This is a genomic window from Massilia sp. DWR3-1-1 (genome assembly GCF_049898325.1).
GTDB lineage: Bacteria > Pseudomonadota > Gammaproteobacteria > Burkholderiales > Burkholderiaceae_D > JAFCUW01.
In genome coordinates this window covers 169565-188319 of sequence record NZ_JAFCXL010000004.1, presented here as the reverse complement: position 1 = coordinate 188319, position 18755 = coordinate 169565, and the positions used below count along the sequence as shown (strand labels likewise).

The following is an 18755-nucleotide window of genomic DNA, read 5'->3' as shown; positions in this document are numbered from 1 at the left end:
TGATTCCAGCGTAGCGATCGCCTCCCGCCCCTTATGGATTTTTGAGCGAAGCCGCGACCGCCTCTATCGGATCGGGACGCGCCAACCTCCCCACCGGAGCTTCGATGAACTGGTCAATAAAGGTGGCACGTTCACGTACATAAAAAGGCCGCATATGTTCGGTGTCCATAAAAAGCGGATCGCCATTGGCCGCCACTGTAGGACAAATCGCATCGTGGCAAAGGATCGGCAGCGGATCGACGACCTGCGCGCCAGAACGACGGGCCATTTCCACCAAGCGTGATCGAATCGGCGCATACCCGTCCAAGAATTCCTGGATTGATGCAGTATCCTTGCTATGTTGACGATTCAGGGTAGTCAACCTTGACCCAGTGAGCATGCTTTTGGGAGAAAAGTCCAATCCCTTGGGGGAATTAAGCAAAATGTACACACGCTTGGTTCTGGACAGGGACTCGACCTCCTTCGCCAGTGAAGCCAACGCGGCCTCAACCGCGCCATTTTGCGTGTAGGGAAGCAATTTTTTACCATCGTTGAACACCAGCTCGCGATTCTTATTTGATAAGTAATTGTCCCAATTTCCTCCAATAACGACAACATTGACATCCGGGGAGTGCGCTATTGCGAAGGCTGCCGCAGTGGTGCTTACACAGGTCGGATGCGTGTGCCTTAAGCGATGGACGACGCCGGGAATCGGTGGGCAACCAGGTCCTGTCGCAAATATGATCGACTGGTAAGATTTCGCTCCCGGCGAACTCAACAAGAACTCCAATCGCGGCGCATATTGCTCCACAATCGAGTCACCGATAAAAAGCGTTTGGCTCTTCACGCCAGTGCTCCGCATAAAAAAATTCGCAGTTCCCTTATTTATTTTGGTGAATGAACGAGGCGGATACCCCCAGTCGTACTGGGCCGCCAACAATTGATCAAGGTCGTGGTTAGTAGAGCGTGAAGGGAGGACTCCCCCCATCACAAGCAAACCAAAAATACCCATGAACGCTAAACCGAAGTACAACTTGGCCACAATGCCGAAATCGAACCCGCTTTCCCCATCGTTCGGCTTGCGACCAAACCGAATTTTCTTCTCAAGCAACATATAAGTTGCGTATGCGAGTGCGAAAGCGCCAACGATGAGACAGATTCGTGATTCTTTCGAAAGACTTCCGGAAATTATCTTGCCAAAAGACAGCAATGGCCAGTGCCATAAGTAAGCAGGATAGCTAATAATGCCGATCCATCGCATCAATGGATTGCTTAACAAGAAGCGATTGGCGATTCCCGTAGGGCCAACTGCGATCAGCAGAACCGTTCCGGATACGGGCAACAAAGCCCACCATCCCGGAAACGCCAGCGACTCATCGATTATAGCAAAGCCAGAAAGTATTCCAATCAACCCGAATGCAGAGAGCAGATGAATTGAAGTAGCAGATCTGACTGCGGAACCACCCTGTTGACTGCGCAACGAAGTGTAGGCAAGTACGGAGCCCGCAAGCAGTTCCCATAATCGTGTAAAAGGCATATAAAAAACGAAGTCCGCATGAGAATTTACCAAAAATACATTCAGCGCGAACGACATTACCGCGATGGCAATACAAATGAGTAGCTTGTTCATGCCAGTACGGTGAGCCACCACAAGCAGCAGCGGAAAAAAAATATAAAACTGCTCTTCGACACCCAGCGACCACAGGTGCAATAGCGGTTTTGTATCGGAAGAAGTATCAAAATAGCCAACTTCTAGCCACATCGCAATATTAGAAAAAAAGCCTGCACCCGCCGCGGCATGTTTTCCCAATTGTGCGAATTCATCGGGCGTCAAGACATACCACCCAACCAGACAAGTTACTAGTAGCACTAGCAATAGCGCTGGAAATATCCGTCTCGCACGTCGCGCATAGAATTTCAGAAAGCTGAAAATCCCTTGATCTAACTCTCGGAATATGATGCCGGATATCAAAAATCCGGATATCACGAAAAATATATCGACCCCGACAAATCCACCTGAAAACCACTTGGGAAACGCGTGAAACAATACGACCGACAGGACTGCAATAGCACGCAATCCATCTATATCGGAACGGTACGCGAATTCTTGGTGAGAAACAGCTACTTTGGCCAATTTCTTCTCCACAAAATAATTTAATCAAGGGCCATCAGGAGAAAACGATGGAAAAATTATCTCAATGTAAATTGACTAAATTCTGGACAAGCCCAGCGTGTCGTTATGGGTTGATATCAACACTTGCTCCAGCGCGATCCGGGACCCCGCTCCCTAGAACTAGCACAAAAGAAACAACACGTATCTAGTGCAAGAAATAAATTTCAATTTATTCATCCACCCAACCTTGCGTCAAATATTCCGCCGAATTTTTTTGGGAAATGACCCGTGCAGGAATTCCGCCGAGTGTGCAGTTTCCATCCGGATACGATTTATTGACCACGGCATTCGCTGCAATTGTGGTGTTGTTGCCGATAACGATATCGCCAAACAACTTTGCCCCGGGTCCTATATAGCAGTTGTCTCCGATGGTTGGCACTTTGGAGATTGGTCCGGCTTGGGTGCCAATATTTACACCGACGTGAACGCGACAGTTTTTTCCAATCTTCGCTTTATCGTTAACGATTATGTCGCCACGATGTGGCAAGGCCAACCCTGGGCCAAAAACGTTGATGGGTATAGAATAGCCAATCTTGGTACCTTTCTGCAGCAAGCGCAATCGAAAATAGGCCCGCAAAATTTGGCTTTTACGGCAGTTGGTCAGATATTCAAGGCGCCGCAGTGTTCTCACGTAATCCCAGCGCGCATCAAACAGTCGACGAACCAACGTGTCCTCGATGCCCATCGACTTACAATCGGCCTTTAGGTAGGCCTTATAATCTTGCAGCGATCCAATCATTGGCATTCCCAGATAGTGAAAAAATAAGAAACTGTAATAACTACCATTAAAACCCCTTTATTTTTTGAATCCGATGCAGACTCATTGCAACGGATCCGTACACATCAACGACATCACCTCTGCGCGTCGCAGTCATATGTTCCGGGCCCAAGCTGCAGACAACTTACAGAATAAATACAGCGGCGGGTATATTTGAACCCATAAATTCGTGAGGCTACTGAGACTACTGTGCGCGCCATTCACGCTGAGCGAGGCTGGTCTGCAAATTAACTTCACTTGTTTTTCGCGCGGCGAAAACGGGAAAAAACAATGGTTTGATGTAGAGCGCTCCCGCGCGACTCAAGTGGTTATCGTCGCTGTATAAAATACTGTCACCATCGACGAGCTTGCAACCGGATGGAGAACACAACTTTGAACCAACATCGATGACACTCACATCGCGGCTTTCAGCGAGGCGATCGACAATACTGCGAACGAACAGTTGGCGTTGGTAAAATTGCGCAATTGCAATTCCAGTCGGGCAATTCCGACCAAGATAGGTACACAGGGCGAGCGTGCGAGGCGGATCGATGGGCTGTTCCGGAATGTAGGCAACGATATGCACGCGCTTTCCTTTCAGTAATTCGACGGTGCGCGTGAGCGAACGGTCGAATACCCGCATATTTTCCGGATAGCTGCGCTCGCGGGACTGGTCGTCGTTGATGAACCAGTTAACGCCCTGCGATGCGCCAAACCGTGTGCCTAGCGCAGCGCTGGTCCAGCGCCCAACCAGGATCACGTCGGTAATGGACGGCGTGTCTCTCATTAACTTGATGCTGGCATTAACGAAATCGCCGCACGATCGATCGCCTCGCTTATTGACGTCAACAACACCCGCCAAGGGGTAGCAACCGGAACTCGTCAAGACCATGCCGTGCTTGCCAGCATCGTGTGCTGCGCTGTCGATGCCGGGTATGAGGGCGTCGCCCAGGCTGTCTCCAAACACTGCAAACGTGGTTCTGGCGCTCGATGTGCCGATCGTACAGACGTATCCGCTTGCCACATCGCGCACGGTTCGGTTGTCGCAGCGCCGGCGTTCAGGATTGGTGTCGCTAGCGCCCTTGGCCATGGCCTGGACATTCGCCGCAAAGCGGCCAGGAAAACCATTGGCTGCGTAGGTGGTCAGGCCCGCCAGGACAAAACAGCTCATCGCAAGCAATGCGCCTTTGAAAAGCGACCGGGGCACGGCTGCAAATCTGTTGACCCGGAAAGGGGTCTCGACAAATCGCAGGGACACATAGGCGGCGAGCACTGACAGGCACACAGCAGCCCATTTCTCCTCCGTCGTCAAGTCACGCATGGCGTAGTACTTCATGAAGACAAGGATTGGCCAATGCCAGAGATAGAGCGAGTACGAGATTTTCCCGATCCACACCAGCGGCGCGGCGCCCAACACAGTGCCAACCATGGTCTTGTTTGAGTAACCAATGACGAGTGCCGCGCCGATGCAGGGAAACAAGGCATGAAAGCCCGGAAAGACCGTCGTGCTGTCGAAAGTGAAGGCGGCCCACCCGATCGCTGCGAGTCCGGCTAGTGCCAGACAGGAACGCAGTCGCGCAGTGCTCACTTCCACAAATCCGATCGACAGGGCAACGAAAGAACCGGCGAGGAGTTCCCACACGCGAAACATGGGCAAGTAAAACGCCGCGCTCGGCTTACTGATCGTGTAAAACACACAGGCAGACAGCGATGCGAGGAAAATAGCGCTCATGGCGATTTTCCAGTGCCGCACGCGCGTCAGCAAGACGTGTAGGAGACCTGGAAATACGATGTAGAACTGTTCTTCCACAGAGAGCGACCAGGTATGCAACAAGGGCTTTAATTCCGCCGCCGTGTCAAAGTAGCCGCCTTCCGCCCAAAAAAGAAGGTTGGAGGAAAAGAGCCCACTCGCCACGACGCTACGCGCAAAAGCGCGGAAATCGGGTGGCATCAATAATGCGGCCGCGATGACGGAGCACACCGCGAACATGAGCAAGAGTGCAGGGAAAATCCGCCGTATCCGGCGCTCATAAAAAGCGCTCGTCGAAAACTGTCCCTCAGAAATCTCGCGCGCCAGGATTGACGTGATCAGATAGCCCGATATAACGAAAAAGACATCGACCCCGATGTATCCTCCAGTGACACGTGCGATGCCTGCGTGAAATAAAACCACAGGGATGATGGCAATCGCGCGCAAACCATCAACTTCGGCGCGGTAGCTAAATGCCTGACCAGCAACAGAATTTTCTTTCACCATATATCCTCAATCTCGGCAATCATATATAAGCAGAAACGTTGGGGCAATTCCTGCTCAGCAGGGACTTTATCAAGACAGGCAGCATTAATCCTGAAACAGACAAGATTATAAAATATATGATGAAGTATGCATCTCGCCATGGAATAAATATAAATAACAGCGCTTTGGCGAGCCCAATGAAAATTGTATTCATCAGATAAATTGAAAAAGTGTGATTACCAAAAAATTCCAAAAATCTTGCAAGCCGCCCGCAAACCGCTTGAGCGATGCTCAGCACTGCAGGAATAGACAATGTCCCGATAAACCACTTTGGTAGAATTTCAAAAAATCCATTGTAAAAAATAGCTAATGAAAACAAGAAAAACCAGATGATCGAATAGCGAGGTGCCAGGATCGTCGCACCGATTTTTCCCCAATTCTGCCCCATCAATATGCCAGCCGAAAAGAACGGCAAATATTCAACGAAGCCAGCCATGTTTAACAGGGGAGTCCATCCATACTGATTGAGTATGATCGAAATTCCCAACAAGGCCCAGGGCATTTTTGAAGCATTATATTGAAGTAACCAGGGGAATACCAAAAAGTACATCGCCAGGACTTGTATATACCAAAGAAATACGGATGCTGACATCGCTGGATACAGAACGATGTCGAGAACACCATTCAAAAAATTTTCTGGCGGATGATCAATATGAATGAACCTCATCAAGATAAGTTTCCCCGCAACGATAGCGAGACCAAATATGACGTATGGCACCATCAATGTCCGAATACGGCTTTTAACCAACTCGCTTACTTGACCCCACGAACTCCGGTGCCTCCATGACAGGCCTAACGCCATACCGGATAAACTCATAAAGAGCGGCATATGAAACGAATACAGTGCAGTCTTGAGTAGGGAGTACCATTCCGCTCCGGCCACGGTTCCTCTCGACACAACATGCCCTAATACCACGCAAATAATGGCGAATCCCTTAGCGATATCTAGCGCCACTATACGTCTCATACCATCCTTAATTTCTTCAAAAAATACCAAAACTGTTAAATATTACCGACGCTCAACTAATCTTTGAAAGCCACCGAATGGGCACGCCACCAAACCAATTTTAAAATATATTGCCTCGAGTTTAAAAATCTAGTTGCAGCTGTAAATTTTTAAATTATATTTCAATTGAAAGTATATATTTAAGGTTCAAAAACTAAAGCAACAATTGCGATTCTTTCACTCTTCTGGCGTCACGCCGATCCTGTCTAACGATTGCATCCATTCTTATCAAGCTTGCGAGGAAAATTAAACCCATCAGGCCCGTTCCGCGAAGGAAAGTACTCTCGCCAAGATTGAGAAAAATACACATAAGCAATATCGCCGAATGTAACCGCCCCTCAGGGTGATTCAAAGATAAGACTCGTAATGTATTTTTTAGCGCCACCATGAGCAGGATCGCCATAATACCTAACCCAGTGAATCCAAGATCATTGTAGATGTCGACATATCCATTGTGCGATTGGCCCGGATATAGAACGCCTCCCCCCATCAGCACATAACCAGAAAGACTATTGCGTCCGACCCAGAACGCACCATATCCACCGCCGATCCATGGATTGTGAAACCGCGACTCTGCCAGCACCAGGTCCCAGATGGCCGTCCGCCCGGTAAATGTTTCCGATTTTCCGAGTACGTTAAAAATTTCAGAATACATCTTGGCAGCGGAAGGAAGAAAATTGAGCAGATATGCGAAGAACAGAAGAGCGCTACTTGTTAATAAAATAATGGCCAAGGGAATCCGCCACGAGGCCAGGCGACGAATGCTAGACCGCAGCATGGTGATCTCTGTAAAAGCAACGGCAAAAACAAGGCTTAGCAAACCAGTCGTGCTCTTGGCCATCAGGAGGCCACCGAATACCATGACAAGTAATGTTGCGCGTAACTTTAGCCCCAGCTTTTCGTGGCAGGTGCCATACAGCAGCAGCAGGATTGCAACCGCTGCCATTTGGCCGGCCTCGTTCTTATGATTGGTAATGCCGCGCCACCCGATGTCTGTGAAGGCTCGGCCAGGCGCGATCAGCGTCACCAGAAAGGACAGGCCCAGCAATAACGCCAAGGGCTTTGCCAGCAATTTCGAGAACAGGTCTTTCTGCCAGTCCCTGTTCCATCGGCCGACGCCGACACCACAGACAAGGATCATGATTGCAAGCAAGATGGTACGCTTGGCCGTCACTGCGGGGGCAACCGACCAAAACGTCGATGCGCCCACATAAACCAGCAGCGCGGCGATTGGCCAACTTCCAAAAGAACAACGCTGTTCACGTCCAGCCAACGCAACCATGACCAGGTAGCCGATGGAAAGCGCGGCCATTGCACCCCAGATTAGCTGGCGACCACCACTGCTGGCGTCCGCGCCATCGGCTGCGCCGAAGCCGGCCAGGCCCATGAATACACAAATCTGCAACTGGACGCCCAGAATGGCATTGAGGCGGCGTTGCGCCTGATCGTCCTGCGGGGTGATCAATGTGAGCGCGTTCATAGGGCAGGTTTCTTTGTTACACAGCAGCGCGCTGATGAGCGAATTTTTTGCACATGGCCACACCAGGCAAGCAAGCAAAGCCTGTCCCTGCTTTCCGCGCCCTGCCCCAGCCGTGGGCGGCGGGGCTCAGAGGCCACCGCCGAAAACAACGGTAGCAAGCGGCGTGTGGCCAGCCATCGCCAAGCGCCGGGCAGATTCTGCGCTTGCGCACCGGCAGCAGGAACACGCATGACCGTCACTGGTTTCATTGGGAATGCTTTACACTGACGCCGGCACTGCGGTACTCGAGATACGGTCCAGCGTACAGGCCATACCAAAATCCGGCCGCCATCGCGGCACGGCGCATTCCGAGCAGACTGCGGGCTCTGGATAGGGGCGCCCACAAGAGCGCCTGCACCATCCCTTGCACGAAGATGATGGAATACTTGAACAGTCCACCGAGCACGTTGGCAAGCCGGCGCGAACGGCGGCGGTTAAACGCGTCCACGGAACCAATACGGAAGGTGCGTTTGAGCACCCACCGCACGGTCGTGCGGGAGGGGGGCGTCCATTCCCGAACGCACGCTTCATCGCACCACACCATGCTGTAGCCGCTTCGATGCATGCGCGCGAACAGTTCCGAGTCTTCGCCCCCCGACAAGCCCAGCACCGGGTCGAAGCGGAAGCCGTCCTGCAAGTGGCGCGAGGCCCGCAGTAATGAGTTGGCGGTGCGCATTTCCTTCAGTGGCATGGCCGTCCCCGTTGCAAATCGCTTGCGTTGAAACATCGCGTCGTGCGTCGCCCAGGCCGGTGCACGACTGTCAAATAGCGAGATGACCGGCCCGAATACGACATCGGCATCGTAGCGCGTCGCCGCCGCCAGCAGCGCCGAGAGCCAGTCGGGATCGGGCACCTCGTCGTCGTCGATCATGGCGATCCACGGCGCCGTCACCTTATCGAGTGCCACATTGCGGGTCAGCGAAATGTTTTGCTGGGGCTGCGAGAAATATTCCAGGGGAATGCCGGACTGCGCCGCCCACGCTCGCGTGAGCTCGCGTGCCGATTGTTGGTGGTCGTTGTCAACCACAACGATCCGCACGCTCTCCACGGTGGCAGCGCAGCGCGCAATGCCGTCAAGCGTCTTGCGCAGCAATTCCGGACGCTGGTAGGTACAGACCAGCACATCAATCAGGGCGGTGGGAGTGTCAGTCATGGAGGTATTTACTGAGAAGGTACAGCATCAGAAGTTCAGCGACGATCAGGCCGCTGAGCGACAGGGGCAGAGGCACCCGGTTGAGCGAGACAAAAAACATGGCATAAAACGCGATGCACACGAGCAGGTTGGCGAAAAATACAGTCTTGAAACCCGCAACCCGCGCCAGCAGCAGCGTGGAAATGCCGGAGCGGAACCAGAACACGGCGAAATAGATGCCCCACACGATCACATAATCGATGACACCGGCACTGCGCATCGAGCGCGGCAGCCATTCGGGAAACCAGGTCAACAAGACCCAGCCGGCGGCAGTGATCAGGCCCACGCACAGGGCGCCCAGGCAACTGTGGCGCAACACCGTGCGGCGCAGTTCGCCTGCCCGGCCAGCGCTGGCCATCGCCACCGACAGCGGACGCAGTTGCATCAGCCAGCCCTGAATCAGCAAGCCCACCGGCGCGAACAGCAACCGCGCCGCGCCCATGCTGGCGACCGTGCCCGTATCCTGGGTATGCTCAAGGATGAACCAGAAGCCACTGCTGTAGAGCCAGGTCACCACCACGCCGGGCACCGACCAACGCACCACCTGCCTGACTTCATCCCAGAACTGCGGCGCGAAGGCAGGCAAGGCGGCGTCCGCCACCACCGCGCGCGATGGCGCCCACTGCGGCCGCGAAAAGCGTGTCAGGCAGGCCGGCAACGCAAAGGCGAGCACGGCCACCACAAACGTGAGCGCATGCAGGGCGACCGCCACGCCCGCCAGCGCCATCGCCAGCAGAAAATACAGGGCATCGTATTTGACCAGCATGGGCAGGTCGGCCCGCACCAGGCAGGCATTGCGGGCAATCTCGCGCTGCAGCAGCAGGATGGTGCTGAGGAACACTGCCGTGATCAGCGCGATGGCGGCCCCGTCCAGGCGGGGCGGCTCGGTAAAAAAGTAGGCGATGAACGGCAGGCCGGCCAGCGCCACCAGGCCGGCCAGGCGGTAGGCGGCTTTTTCCGTGCGCGCCACCTCGGCCGCTTGCATGCGCGGCACCAGCACCCCCACCGGCGAGATAAACAGGGCATTTTGCAAACCGGTGAGCAATTGCACCACACTAAGAAACAGGAGAAACGCCACGTAATAGCGGGGTTCGGCAAAGTACAGCAGCGCCAGGCACAGTAGAAAATTGCAGGCGGAAACGAGGCCCTGGCTGGTGACGGAATACGCCACCCGGGGAATGCGCGGCATCTTCATTGCGCGCCTCCGGGCTGCGCGGCCAGCGCTGGCGCGGCGCGCCCCATGACGAACGTGCGGCCGCCAGGACCAAGCGCCGCCAGCAATGCGCGCGCAAACTGGTCCTGCAGGGGAAAGGCCTGCTGCTCGGGACCGAAGCTGGAAATGCGGAACAGCAAGCCGTCGGGGATCGCGCCCATCATGCCGTATTTCAGTTGGGTGAGCTTGCGTTGCAAGCCGGTCGCGTCGACTGTGTCCCCCACCCGGATCCAGTAAGTGAGCGGCTCGTAACGGCGGCCCTGGCGGGCGACCCGGCGCGCCACCGGCACCACGCCGAAACCGGTGTCGAGCAAGCCATCGTGCGCCTTGATGATGTCGAACCCTTGCGCCGGATAGCACACGTCCGGCTTGTGCACGGCCATGGTGTCGTTCTGCTCGGCGCCGTAGGCAATCACCAGCATGACCTGATCGCCGCGCGCGTTGCGGTAGGTGCGCGCCAGTGTTTGCGAATAGAGCTGCCCGAGTTGCCTTTGCTGGCCGGGATCGACCTGCAGCGGCGCGATTGCATCATCGACCTGCCAGCCGTCGAAACTGGCCGGTATAAGGCGCTCGATGTCGACACGCGCAAGTGTATCGGCAAGCCGGCGCGTGGGGGTGGCGACCCAGGCACCGACGGCGCCCGCCGCCATCAGCAGCGCCATGGCAGCGCTCACGCGCAGGCGGCTACTCATGCTGGCCTGCGCCGGCCGGGACGGCGCGCGCACGTTTGCCGCCGGCGTGGAAGGGCAATAGCGCGCCCAGGGCGCCGTCCACGGAGAGAATGAGCAGCAAGGCGCTCACGAACAACACCATGCCGGCGAACTGGTGAATGAAGCCCTGCCCCGCCGCCTCGCCGAGGTAGTACGTCACCAGCACCAGCACGGTGACCCGGATCACGTTGGCGGCGAAGGAAACAGGCACGATCAACAGGGCCAGCACCGTATTGCGCAGCTTGGCCGCATGGCGCACCAGGTTCAGGTACAGCAAGCCCATCGCCTCGAGCGTGAACACGGTCTGCAGGCCCGCACAGGCGTCGGCCACCAGCAACTGGTACTGCCCCGCCTGCAAGATCACGCCCTGGCGTCCGACCGGATAGCCGGCCGCGTACAGCATCTTTTCGGTCACCAGCGACACGGCCAGCTTCATCGGCATGGTCAGCGCGCTCACCACCGCTTCCGGCAGCGGCACCATGAACAGCATGAAGAACAGGGGGAAGCACTGCAGGCGCAGGGCGCGCGGGCCGTGCTTGAGCAGCAGCACCGCCGCCAGCAGCACGGGGACCGAGCCGATTTCAAACAGCAGGATTTGCTGCGAGCGGCCCACCACGTACAGCAGCAGCGCCGGCGCCAGCAGCATCCAGCCGTAGCCGCTGGGGCGGTCGCCACCGCACGCGGCGCGCAGCAGCTGCCACTTGCGCCACATCAGCCACAGCGCCAGGACCAGGATGATCGGGCCGTGCGCCTGCGCCGGCTTGTTCCACACCTCGGTGAGCAGGCGATACAGGGTCGGCACATACAGCGCGGCCAGGCCGCCCCACAGCAGCAGCCATTCCGGCCGCGCCGCGTGGCGCATGCCGGCGCGCACGCCGGCAACGGGCAGCAAGGCGAAACGCATCAGATGTCGACCAGGACCGCGCCAACGACCTCGATACCGGCACGCAGCAGCTGGGCGCGGATCTCGCGGATGTCGGCCTGGCGCGAGACGCTCCTGCTCACTACCAGCAGCACACCGCGGGTCCGGGCGGCGATGGCGTACGCATCGGCGCTGGACGAGAATGCGGGCGCGTCATACAGCACCACGTCGAAATCGCGCGCCAGAGTCTCGTTGAGTTCGCCGAAGCTGGTCCGTGCCAGCAGTTCAAGGGGATTCGGCGGCTGCGGCCCGGCGCCCAGCAGCGACAATTTGTCGAACGGCGCCACCGGCGTGATGCCGTCCTGCGGCGCGCGCCCGGCCAGCGCGTCGGACAGGCCCGTTCCGGCCGGCAGATTGAACAGCCCCTGCTGGCGCGGTGCGCGCATATTCGCATCGACCAGCACGGTGCGCTGGCCCTGTTGCGCAAACACGATGGCGAGATTGGCCGCCAGCGCCGACGCCGCAGCGCTGGCATCGACGGCCACCACGGCCAGCGCCTTGTGCTTGCCGGCAAACCAGCGCACCGTCAACTGGCCGCGCAGGGCGCGCAGCATTTCCGCTTGCGCGCCGAACGGATCGAGCGCGGCCACCAGCGCCGGGTCGAAGCCGGACTGGCTCGCCTGCACATACGGGTAGTCGAACTGGCTGGCCAGGACTTGGGCGACGTCGCCCGCCGACGCCAATCCCAGTTGCTGGGCAGCCTCGCCGAAACGCAGGCCCTGTTCGGACTGCAAAGCCAGCACGCGGTCCGCACCTTCCGGGGTGATTTTGCCCATATCGAGCAACATCCGGCCGATACTGAGATCCTTGGCGGCGCCGTTCGCCTTTGCCGGCTGTGCGGCGGGTGTATCGATCGACATAATTATTTTCTCTCAGGCAGGCTGCGTTGGTCGGCGAAAAATCCGTGCGCCCAGGCGGGCAAGGCCCCGGCGCGCGGGGCGCGGGTGGTGCCACTCGCCCAGCACGGCGATCTGCAAGGCGGCCACGTCCTCGGCGCAGTGGGCACGGCGGTCCATCATCTCCAGCAGCAGGGCAAGGCCCAGGCCGAAGCCGGCGCCGAACACGATCGATATCACAATGTTGAGCAGCAGCTTCGGCGATGAAGGCTTCATCGGCGGCAAGGCCGGGCTCAGGACGGCCACATCGGGCTGGTTGGCGCCGCCTTCGATGCTCGTTTGGGAAAAGCGCGCGATCGCCGCATCGTAGGTGCGCTGGGCGCCGTCGACGTCATGGGCCAGCACTGACATCTCATCGCGTGCCCGGTTCAGTTCCAGGATGCGCGCTTTCTGCGCGGCCAGGGCGGCGCTCAGGTCGGCCTGGCGCTGCCGGGCGATGCGGCTGTTGTTGCCCAGGCTGCCGTACGCGATGCCCACCTGCGCGCCCAGTTCGGCGCGGCGCTTGTCGACCTCGGCCTTGGCAGCCTGGTACTGGGGATGGTTGACGTCCAGCCGCTGTTCAAGTTGTGCCAGGTTCGCTTCTGCCTGGGACAGCGACGCTTTCAGATTCTGCACGAGCGCATTGCTGACCACGTCGGGACTTTCCGTGGCGGCGCCCAGCCTGGTGCTGTGGCGCGACGTGGCGTCGGCCACCTGCGCCTGCACCACCACCAATTGCGAGGACAACTCATTCAGGCGCGCCGATTCGACATCGAGCCGGGTATCGACACTGACCAGGCCTTTTTCCTGCTGATACTTCGACAGGCGCGCCTGCGCCTGCTCGAGCTTGTCGCGCAAATCCTTGATCTGCTCCGTGAAGTAGGCCGATGCCTGCTTGAGTGGTTGCACTTTCAAACGAACCGATGCTTTCTGGTACTCGGCGGCGAAGGCATTAACCACCGTTGCAGCAAATTCGGGATTGGCGCCCGTGAAACTGACGGTGATGACGTTGCTTTCGCGGGCGGGCACGACGGCGAGTTTCTTCAACAACAGCCCCGCCAGCCAGTCGCGGATATCGCCGACGCCCTCGGTCGCCTCGTGAAACTGCGCCCTGGTATCGGCCAGGTCCGCCAGGTGCAGGGTGTCGACCACGGCCAGCGCCACCGCCTTGCTCTGCACGATGTCGGCCTGGGTCGCCAGGAATCCCGTCATCATCGTCGACGGCACCAGCGTGCCTGAGACCGGGTCGGTGGCCTTGAAGTTGACCACCAGGCTGGTCGACGCCTCGTAATTTTTTGGCAGCAACAGGCTGATGGCGACGCTGGCGGCGATGATCACCGCCATTGCCAGCAGGACGGTGTACCGGCGTGCCCGCAGGATGGAAAGAATTTGCTGGAAAGTCATGTTATTCCTTGTAAAACTGATGGCGGAGATTGCGCGCCCGGCGACGGGACTGGCCGACACTGCTGCCCACTGGCTGCCTAAAACAGGCTTTCCTTGATATACACAACGTCGTTGGGCATGAGCAGATCGTCTTGTTTCACAGTCAGTTCCCTGAAGGTGCCGGCGCCGTCGCGGCGCTTGATACGCACCCCGCGCTCGGTACCGCGCACACTGAGTCCGCCACCCGTCGACAGGGCCTGCACCACCGTCATGTTCGGTTCAAGCCGGTACACCCCAGGCCGCTGGACCTCGCCATAGATATAGAACTTCGGGGCGCGCTCGACGTAGACGACATCGCTGCCGCTCAGTTCGGCGTTTTGCGTCAGGTCGGCGCTGCGCATCATCTCGGGGATGTTGATCTGTTGCTTGACTGACTTGCCGTTGCGCGTGCTGACCACCGTGGCGATATCGCCGCCATCGGCATTGATGCCGCCCGCCAATGCCAGCACGTCGAGCAGGGAGCGCCGCCCCTCCATCGGGTAGCGGCCGGGCCGCAGCACATTGCCCAACACGGAAATCTGCTGGCTTTGCATGGTCACGACCAGCACGTTCACCTGCGGCTGCTTGACGTAGCCGCGCGAGGACAGCAGCCTGGCGATCACGCGTTCGGCTGCGGCAGGCTCCATGCCGCCCAGTTCGACGTCGCCCAGCAGCGGGTAATTGATCTTTCCGCTGTCCGCAAGGCGTGTCTCGAGGGTCAGGTCGGGGCTGCCATAGACGGTGATCCGGAGCATGTCGCCGGCGCCCAGTGGCGCCGCGTCCACGCCAGGTGCGGCCAGCATCCCGGCCAGCAGGAGAGAAATAAGGATTTTCATGGGCAACTCTTTAAAAAAATTCAATGTGGACAGACTGGCTTCATCAGCGCAAACCCGATATTCCGCCTTCGATGGCTCCCGCGACTGGCTGCGCCGCGGCCGCAGAGACGGGCTCGCTCCCCTTGGCGTACGTGATGCTTGCCTGCTGGCGCAGGCGGCTTATTTCTTTTTGCGCCAGCTGCACTGCATTGCGCTGACTGAGATACTGTTCTGCCTGCTGCGAGGCTTCCTCACCGACCACGGGTGCATCCTTGACAAACGCCAGCGATACCAGCAGACCGAGCCCGCCGTCACGCATGATGAACAGGGGCCGCCGGCCCAACCGGTCGAGGTTCGACAGCAGTTGCGCCGGTAGTTCGGCACTCGAGCGGTAGGACTGGCTTTCGCCAAATGCAATCTTGCGAGCTCGCAGCAGCGCGGCCAGTTCATCGAGCGTTTGCGCTTGATCGGCCAGCGCCTCAACCTCCTTGTTCAACGCTGCCGTCGGCATCGACAGGTAGCGCAGGCTGTACAGCTTGCGATTTGCAAACACCAAGGGATTATCATTTTTATAAGCATCAATCTCCGACCTGGCTGGCTTGACAGCGCTGCCCACCCGGCCCCGCAAATAAGCCTGCGCCAATATGTGCGCCTTGCTACGCTCGATCGCCATCAATACCACCGGGTCGCGGTCGAGTTTGACTTTTACTGCCTGCGCGGCAAGCAATTCGCGCTCGATCACCTGCTGCAAGGCGCGCTGCTGCATGTGCACCGGCGTGCCTGTCACGGGCACCGCGCGCAGTTCCGCATTGACCTGGTGAATTGTCAGATCGTTGCCGTTAACCGTGGCAAGCGCCTGGCCCACGCTTTTGCTTTCGTCGCCATGACAGCCGATAAAAAATGGCATGCTGGCAAGCACCATTCCATGCCGCATCCATCGTGTACACCATCGGGGATTCATCATTTTTTTATGAAGAAAAGCAAGGACGAAGCGCCTGTTTCGCAGCAGGTTCATTGTCGCAGTCATTAAGGTCAAACCTGAAATTAGTGTATTTAAATATTATTATAGTGTCAACGAGTAAGAACACTTTTATATCGTAATGTGCACAAGCGACATTCTATCTGCCGTCAAAATTGGTAACGCGAGCTTAAACTGGCGCCGTGGCGCGCATATTCACCCAGCCCACTGCTATTTCCCTTGCCTGAGTCGAACACAAGCAATTCGAAGTTCAACCGGGCCAGCGGCACATATTTCACCGAAAGCTGGCTGGTGCGCAAAACATCGCGGTAATCGGGCGCGGTACTGAACTGCACCGACCGGGTAAAGTCGCGACTTTCGCGCCGCAGCGTTCCCTCAACGGTAATTTTGCTGGTGGCATTCCAGCGCGCGCCCAGTTGACTACCCCGATTGGTGGAATAGACGGTCGACAATTCGTCGAAAATCCCCGTTTCACGCCAGGTGGCAACGGTGATCAGGGTGCTGCCAGTGGCCGCAACGGTGAGCGTCATGCGGCCGTTGTAGCCCCGAAAATTACGCTCCGGATAGACCTCGTGGCGACGCTCGACAAGGCTGCCGGCGAACTTGAGATGGCTCTTGCCGCTCACCTGCCAGTCCGATTTGAGTTCGATCTGCTGCTGGCGGTAGTCGTTGGCCAGTCGATCGACGCCCAGCAGTTGATGGGGCAAATGGCCAATGAGCAGGCGCCACTGCACTCCCACACTGTTGCCAGAACGCGTCGTGTAGTCGAGGCCCACTCCCCCCTGGTTCTCGCTACGGTCATATTGCCGCTGAACGGGCAAACTGTAATCGACGGCGTAACGCGTCGCCTCCCCGTGCAGTTGCCAGTCGGGGTGGATGCGCCAGGCGGCGCTCAGGTAGCGGCGAGACATCGTGTTGGTATTGCTGTCGAGCACGTGAAAATCGGTGAACGGGGCCAGCGTCACGGTTCGGAAATAGCCGGCATTGCCATTCCAGTTATTTCCCAATTGCCAGGCCCAATCGGCATTCGCATTTTCACCCCGGTAATCGAGGCGCGACAAACGGTTAAATTTTGTACGACTGTTCGCCACATTTGCCGTGATTAATTGGCGTCCGAACAATTGTCGATAATCGACACCCGCAAACGCGGTCCATGCGCTGTCCGATAAGCTGCGCGTGCCGGTAGCCGCCAGGGCCGCCTCGGGACTGCTCAAGCCCAGCACGTTTGAATCGACGCTGGCCGTCAAGCCGATCGACGGCCGCAATACATCGCTATTGAGCTGCGCCTGGGCCGGCGTGCTCAAGCAAAGGCCAATCAAAAATAGTGGTGAAGTAACACCAAGCAGTCCCTGCACGAAACCCGCTTGCTGTTGCCCCTCCCCATCACTCAATGGGCGCCGCTGCGCACTGATGTTCGCCATGTCGCCTTGAGATAAACGCAAAACCGGATGATAAAAAGGCATTGATTCAAACTTTTTCTAGAGCAGGGATTATCAGGGTTCATCCCGCGGGTATTTACTATAGGAAAAATCTTACGGGCCAAAAACCAACAAATACGTCCTTGTTGAAGTAATCGTACAGAGCAAGATTTCTGCGTGCTATTATTTTTCCATCGGGAAACTTATATTTCCATAGATAATTTTCACCATCGCGCCGACACGCTACAAAGCGCCGTGTTGTCATCGGCCACGCACCCTGGACGACGCGCATTCAAGCAATTTTCGGAGAATTCACCATGATTTTTACGCACTGTATTTCGGCGTCCGCGCCCCTGCCGGCACGCTGCATCGCCGTGGCCTGCTCGACCCTGCTGCTGGTCGCTGGCGCCGCGCCGCCGACTACGGCCGCCCCCGCCGTAGCCGTCATGCTCACGCCGGCAAGTTGCGAGTTCGCAGCCGTTCAGGCCGTGGTCGCCCTTGCGCGGACGGGCCAGACAGTCAACATTCCCGCCGGCACCTGCGACTGGGGCACCAAGCAGCTTTCCATCGCGGCGGGGATCGCCCTGAAAGGCGCGGGCATCGATGCCACCATCCTGCAACGAAGCGGCGCAGTCGCGGTCAACACCTACCTGGTGCGTTTCGATTGCGGCAACGGCAAGCAGGCAAATTTTTCCGGCATGACCCTCGCTGGCGCCAACCTGCCCTACAGCGAAGACCGCGGCCTGGGCCTGATCAACGGCTGCGTCGATTTCCGCGTGTCGAACGCCAAGTTCACCAAGTTCGTATTCGCCGGCATTGAAGTGCGCGGCGCGATCAGGCAGCGCGGCGTTATTTACAACAGTCAATTTATCGATAACTACAACGCGACCGTGCACAACCTGGGCTACGGTGTCGTCGTGTTCGGCGATGGCACCTGGCCCGCGCTCGAACTGGGCTCGGCCAATGCCGTTTTTGTCGAAGATAATTACATGTCCGGCAACCGCCATCACATCGCCGCCAACAACGGCGCCCGCTATGTTTTTCGCCGCAATACGGCCGTGGCGAACACTTTGACCAAGGATTTTTCGCAAGTCGATGCGCACGGACTGTCGAGCGCGCCGCGCGGTACGCGCAGTTGGGAAATCTACGACAACACGTTTTCGGCCATCCTCAGCGCGGGCCGCAATTTCGCTGCGATCGGCATCCGGGGTGGTGACGGCGTGGTTTTCCACAATACGTACACGAGCAATATTGCCTACCCTGTCGCGCTGCTTCTCGAGGGCGCTGCGTGCGGCACCTATCCGGTGCAGGACCAGATCAGCCAGGCCTACATCGCCGAAAGCATCAGCAAACCCGTGACCAGCCTGTGCGAAGCGTCGATCGCCCTCAATCGCGAGTATTTCCTCACGACCAAGGACCAATACAAGCCCTACACCTACCCTCACCCGCTGCGGCAGAACTGAACCAGCGACGGCGGGC

Annotated in this window: 15 protein-coding genes; 1 reads left to right on the top strand and 14 read right to left on the bottom strand. The window is 57.5% G+C overall.

Going from position 1 to position 18755, the window contains the following annotated elements; genetic code table 11:
* Window positions 1-31: 31 nt before the first annotated feature.
* The 14 genes from ACP7EY_RS06170 to epsL form a co-directional block, all read right to left on the bottom strand.
* On the bottom strand, window positions 32-2113 hold the full coding sequence (locus tag ACP7EY_RS06170; protein WP_426191545.1) for an acyltransferase family protein: 2082 nt from the start codon (window positions 2111-2113) through the stop codon (window positions 32-34).
* Window positions 2114-2321: 208 nt separating this feature from the next.
* Entirely contained in the window at window positions 2322-2891 is a 570-nt protein-coding gene (locus ACP7EY_RS06165; protein WP_426191543.1) for a serine O-acetyltransferase, read from the bottom strand.
* 223 nt (window positions 2892-3114) lie between these two features.
* On the bottom strand, window positions 3115-5166 hold the full coding sequence (locus ACP7EY_RS06160) for an acyltransferase family protein (RefSeq protein ID WP_426191541.1): 2052 nt from the start codon (window positions 5164-5166) through the stop codon (window positions 3115-3117).
* Between the two features lie 19 nt (window positions 5167-5185).
* Window positions 5186-6172, bottom strand: a complete 987-nt coding sequence (locus ACP7EY_RS06155) for an acyltransferase family protein (protein WP_426191539.1) — start codon at window positions 6170-6172, stop codon at window positions 5186-5188.
* 193 nt (window positions 6173-6365) lie between these two features.
* On the bottom strand, window positions 6366-7691 hold the full coding sequence (locus ACP7EY_RS06150; RefSeq protein ID WP_426191537.1) for an O-antigen ligase family protein: 1326 nt from the start codon (window positions 7689-7691) through the stop codon (window positions 6366-6368).
* 244 nt (window positions 7692-7935) lie between these two features.
* Window positions 7936-8883, bottom strand: coding sequence for a glycosyltransferase family 2 protein (locus tag ACP7EY_RS06145; protein WP_426191535.1), 948 nt, complete (start codon window positions 8881-8883; stop codon window positions 7936-7938).
* On the bottom strand, window positions 8876-10117 hold the full coding sequence (locus ACP7EY_RS06140; RefSeq protein WP_426191533.1) for a hypothetical protein: 1242 nt from the start codon (window positions 10115-10117) through the stop codon (window positions 8876-8878). The genes ACP7EY_RS06145 and ACP7EY_RS06140 overlap by 8 nt, the downstream gene beginning before the upstream one ends.
* On the bottom strand, window positions 10114-10827 hold the full coding sequence (epsI, locus tag ACP7EY_RS06135; RefSeq protein ID WP_426191531.1) for an exosortase-associated protein EpsI, B-type: 714 nt from the start codon (window positions 10825-10827) through the stop codon (window positions 10114-10116). The genes ACP7EY_RS06140 and epsI overlap by 4 nt, the downstream gene beginning before the upstream one ends.
* Complete coding sequence (gene xrtB, locus ACP7EY_RS06130; protein WP_426191529.1) at window positions 10820-11749, bottom strand: exosortase B; 930 nt, start codon at window positions 11747-11749, stop codon at window positions 10820-10822. The genes epsI and xrtB overlap by 8 nt, the downstream gene beginning before the upstream one ends.
* The gene (locus ACP7EY_RS06125; RefSeq protein ID WP_426191527.1) at window positions 11749-12627 is read right to left on the bottom strand and encodes a polysaccharide biosynthesis tyrosine autokinase; all 879 of its coding nucleotides are present in this window, start codon (window positions 12625-12627) and stop codon (window positions 11749-11751) included. Before ACP7EY_RS06125 ends, xrtB begins: the two co-directional genes overlap by 1 nt.
* 12 nt (window positions 12628-12639) lie before the next feature.
* On the bottom strand, window positions 12640-14046 hold the full coding sequence (epsF, locus tag ACP7EY_RS06120; RefSeq protein WP_426191525.1) for a chain length determinant protein EpsF: 1407 nt from the start codon (window positions 14044-14046) through the stop codon (window positions 12640-12642).
* A gap of 77 nt (window positions 14047-14123) precedes the next feature.
* The gene (epsE, locus tag ACP7EY_RS06115; RefSeq protein ID WP_426191523.1) at window positions 14124-14900 is read right to left on the bottom strand and encodes a polysaccharide export protein EpsE; all 777 of its coding nucleotides are present in this window, start codon (window positions 14898-14900) and stop codon (window positions 14124-14126) included.
* A 43-nt stretch (window positions 14901-14943) separates the two neighbouring features.
* A complete protein-coding gene (locus ACP7EY_RS06110; RefSeq protein ID WP_426191521.1) occupies window positions 14944-15894 on the bottom strand; it encodes an EpsD family peptidyl-prolyl cis-trans isomerase in 951 nt (316 codons plus the stop codon).
* A 113-nt stretch (window positions 15895-16007) separates the two neighbouring features.
* Window positions 16008-17321: an XrtB/PEP-CTERM-associated polysaccharide biosynthesis outer membrane protein EpsL gene (epsL, locus tag ACP7EY_RS06105; RefSeq protein WP_426191519.1), complete on the bottom strand. Its 1314-nt coding sequence runs from the start codon at window positions 17319-17321 to the stop codon at window positions 16008-16010.
* 272 nt (window positions 17322-17593) lie between these two features.
* Between epsL and ACP7EY_RS06100 the strand changes: the two genes are divergently transcribed.
* Window positions 17594-18739, top strand: a complete 1146-nt coding sequence (locus ACP7EY_RS06100; RefSeq protein ID WP_426191517.1) for a hypothetical protein — start codon at window positions 17594-17596, stop codon at window positions 18737-18739.
* The last annotated feature ends 16 nt before the right edge of the window (window positions 18740-18755 follow it).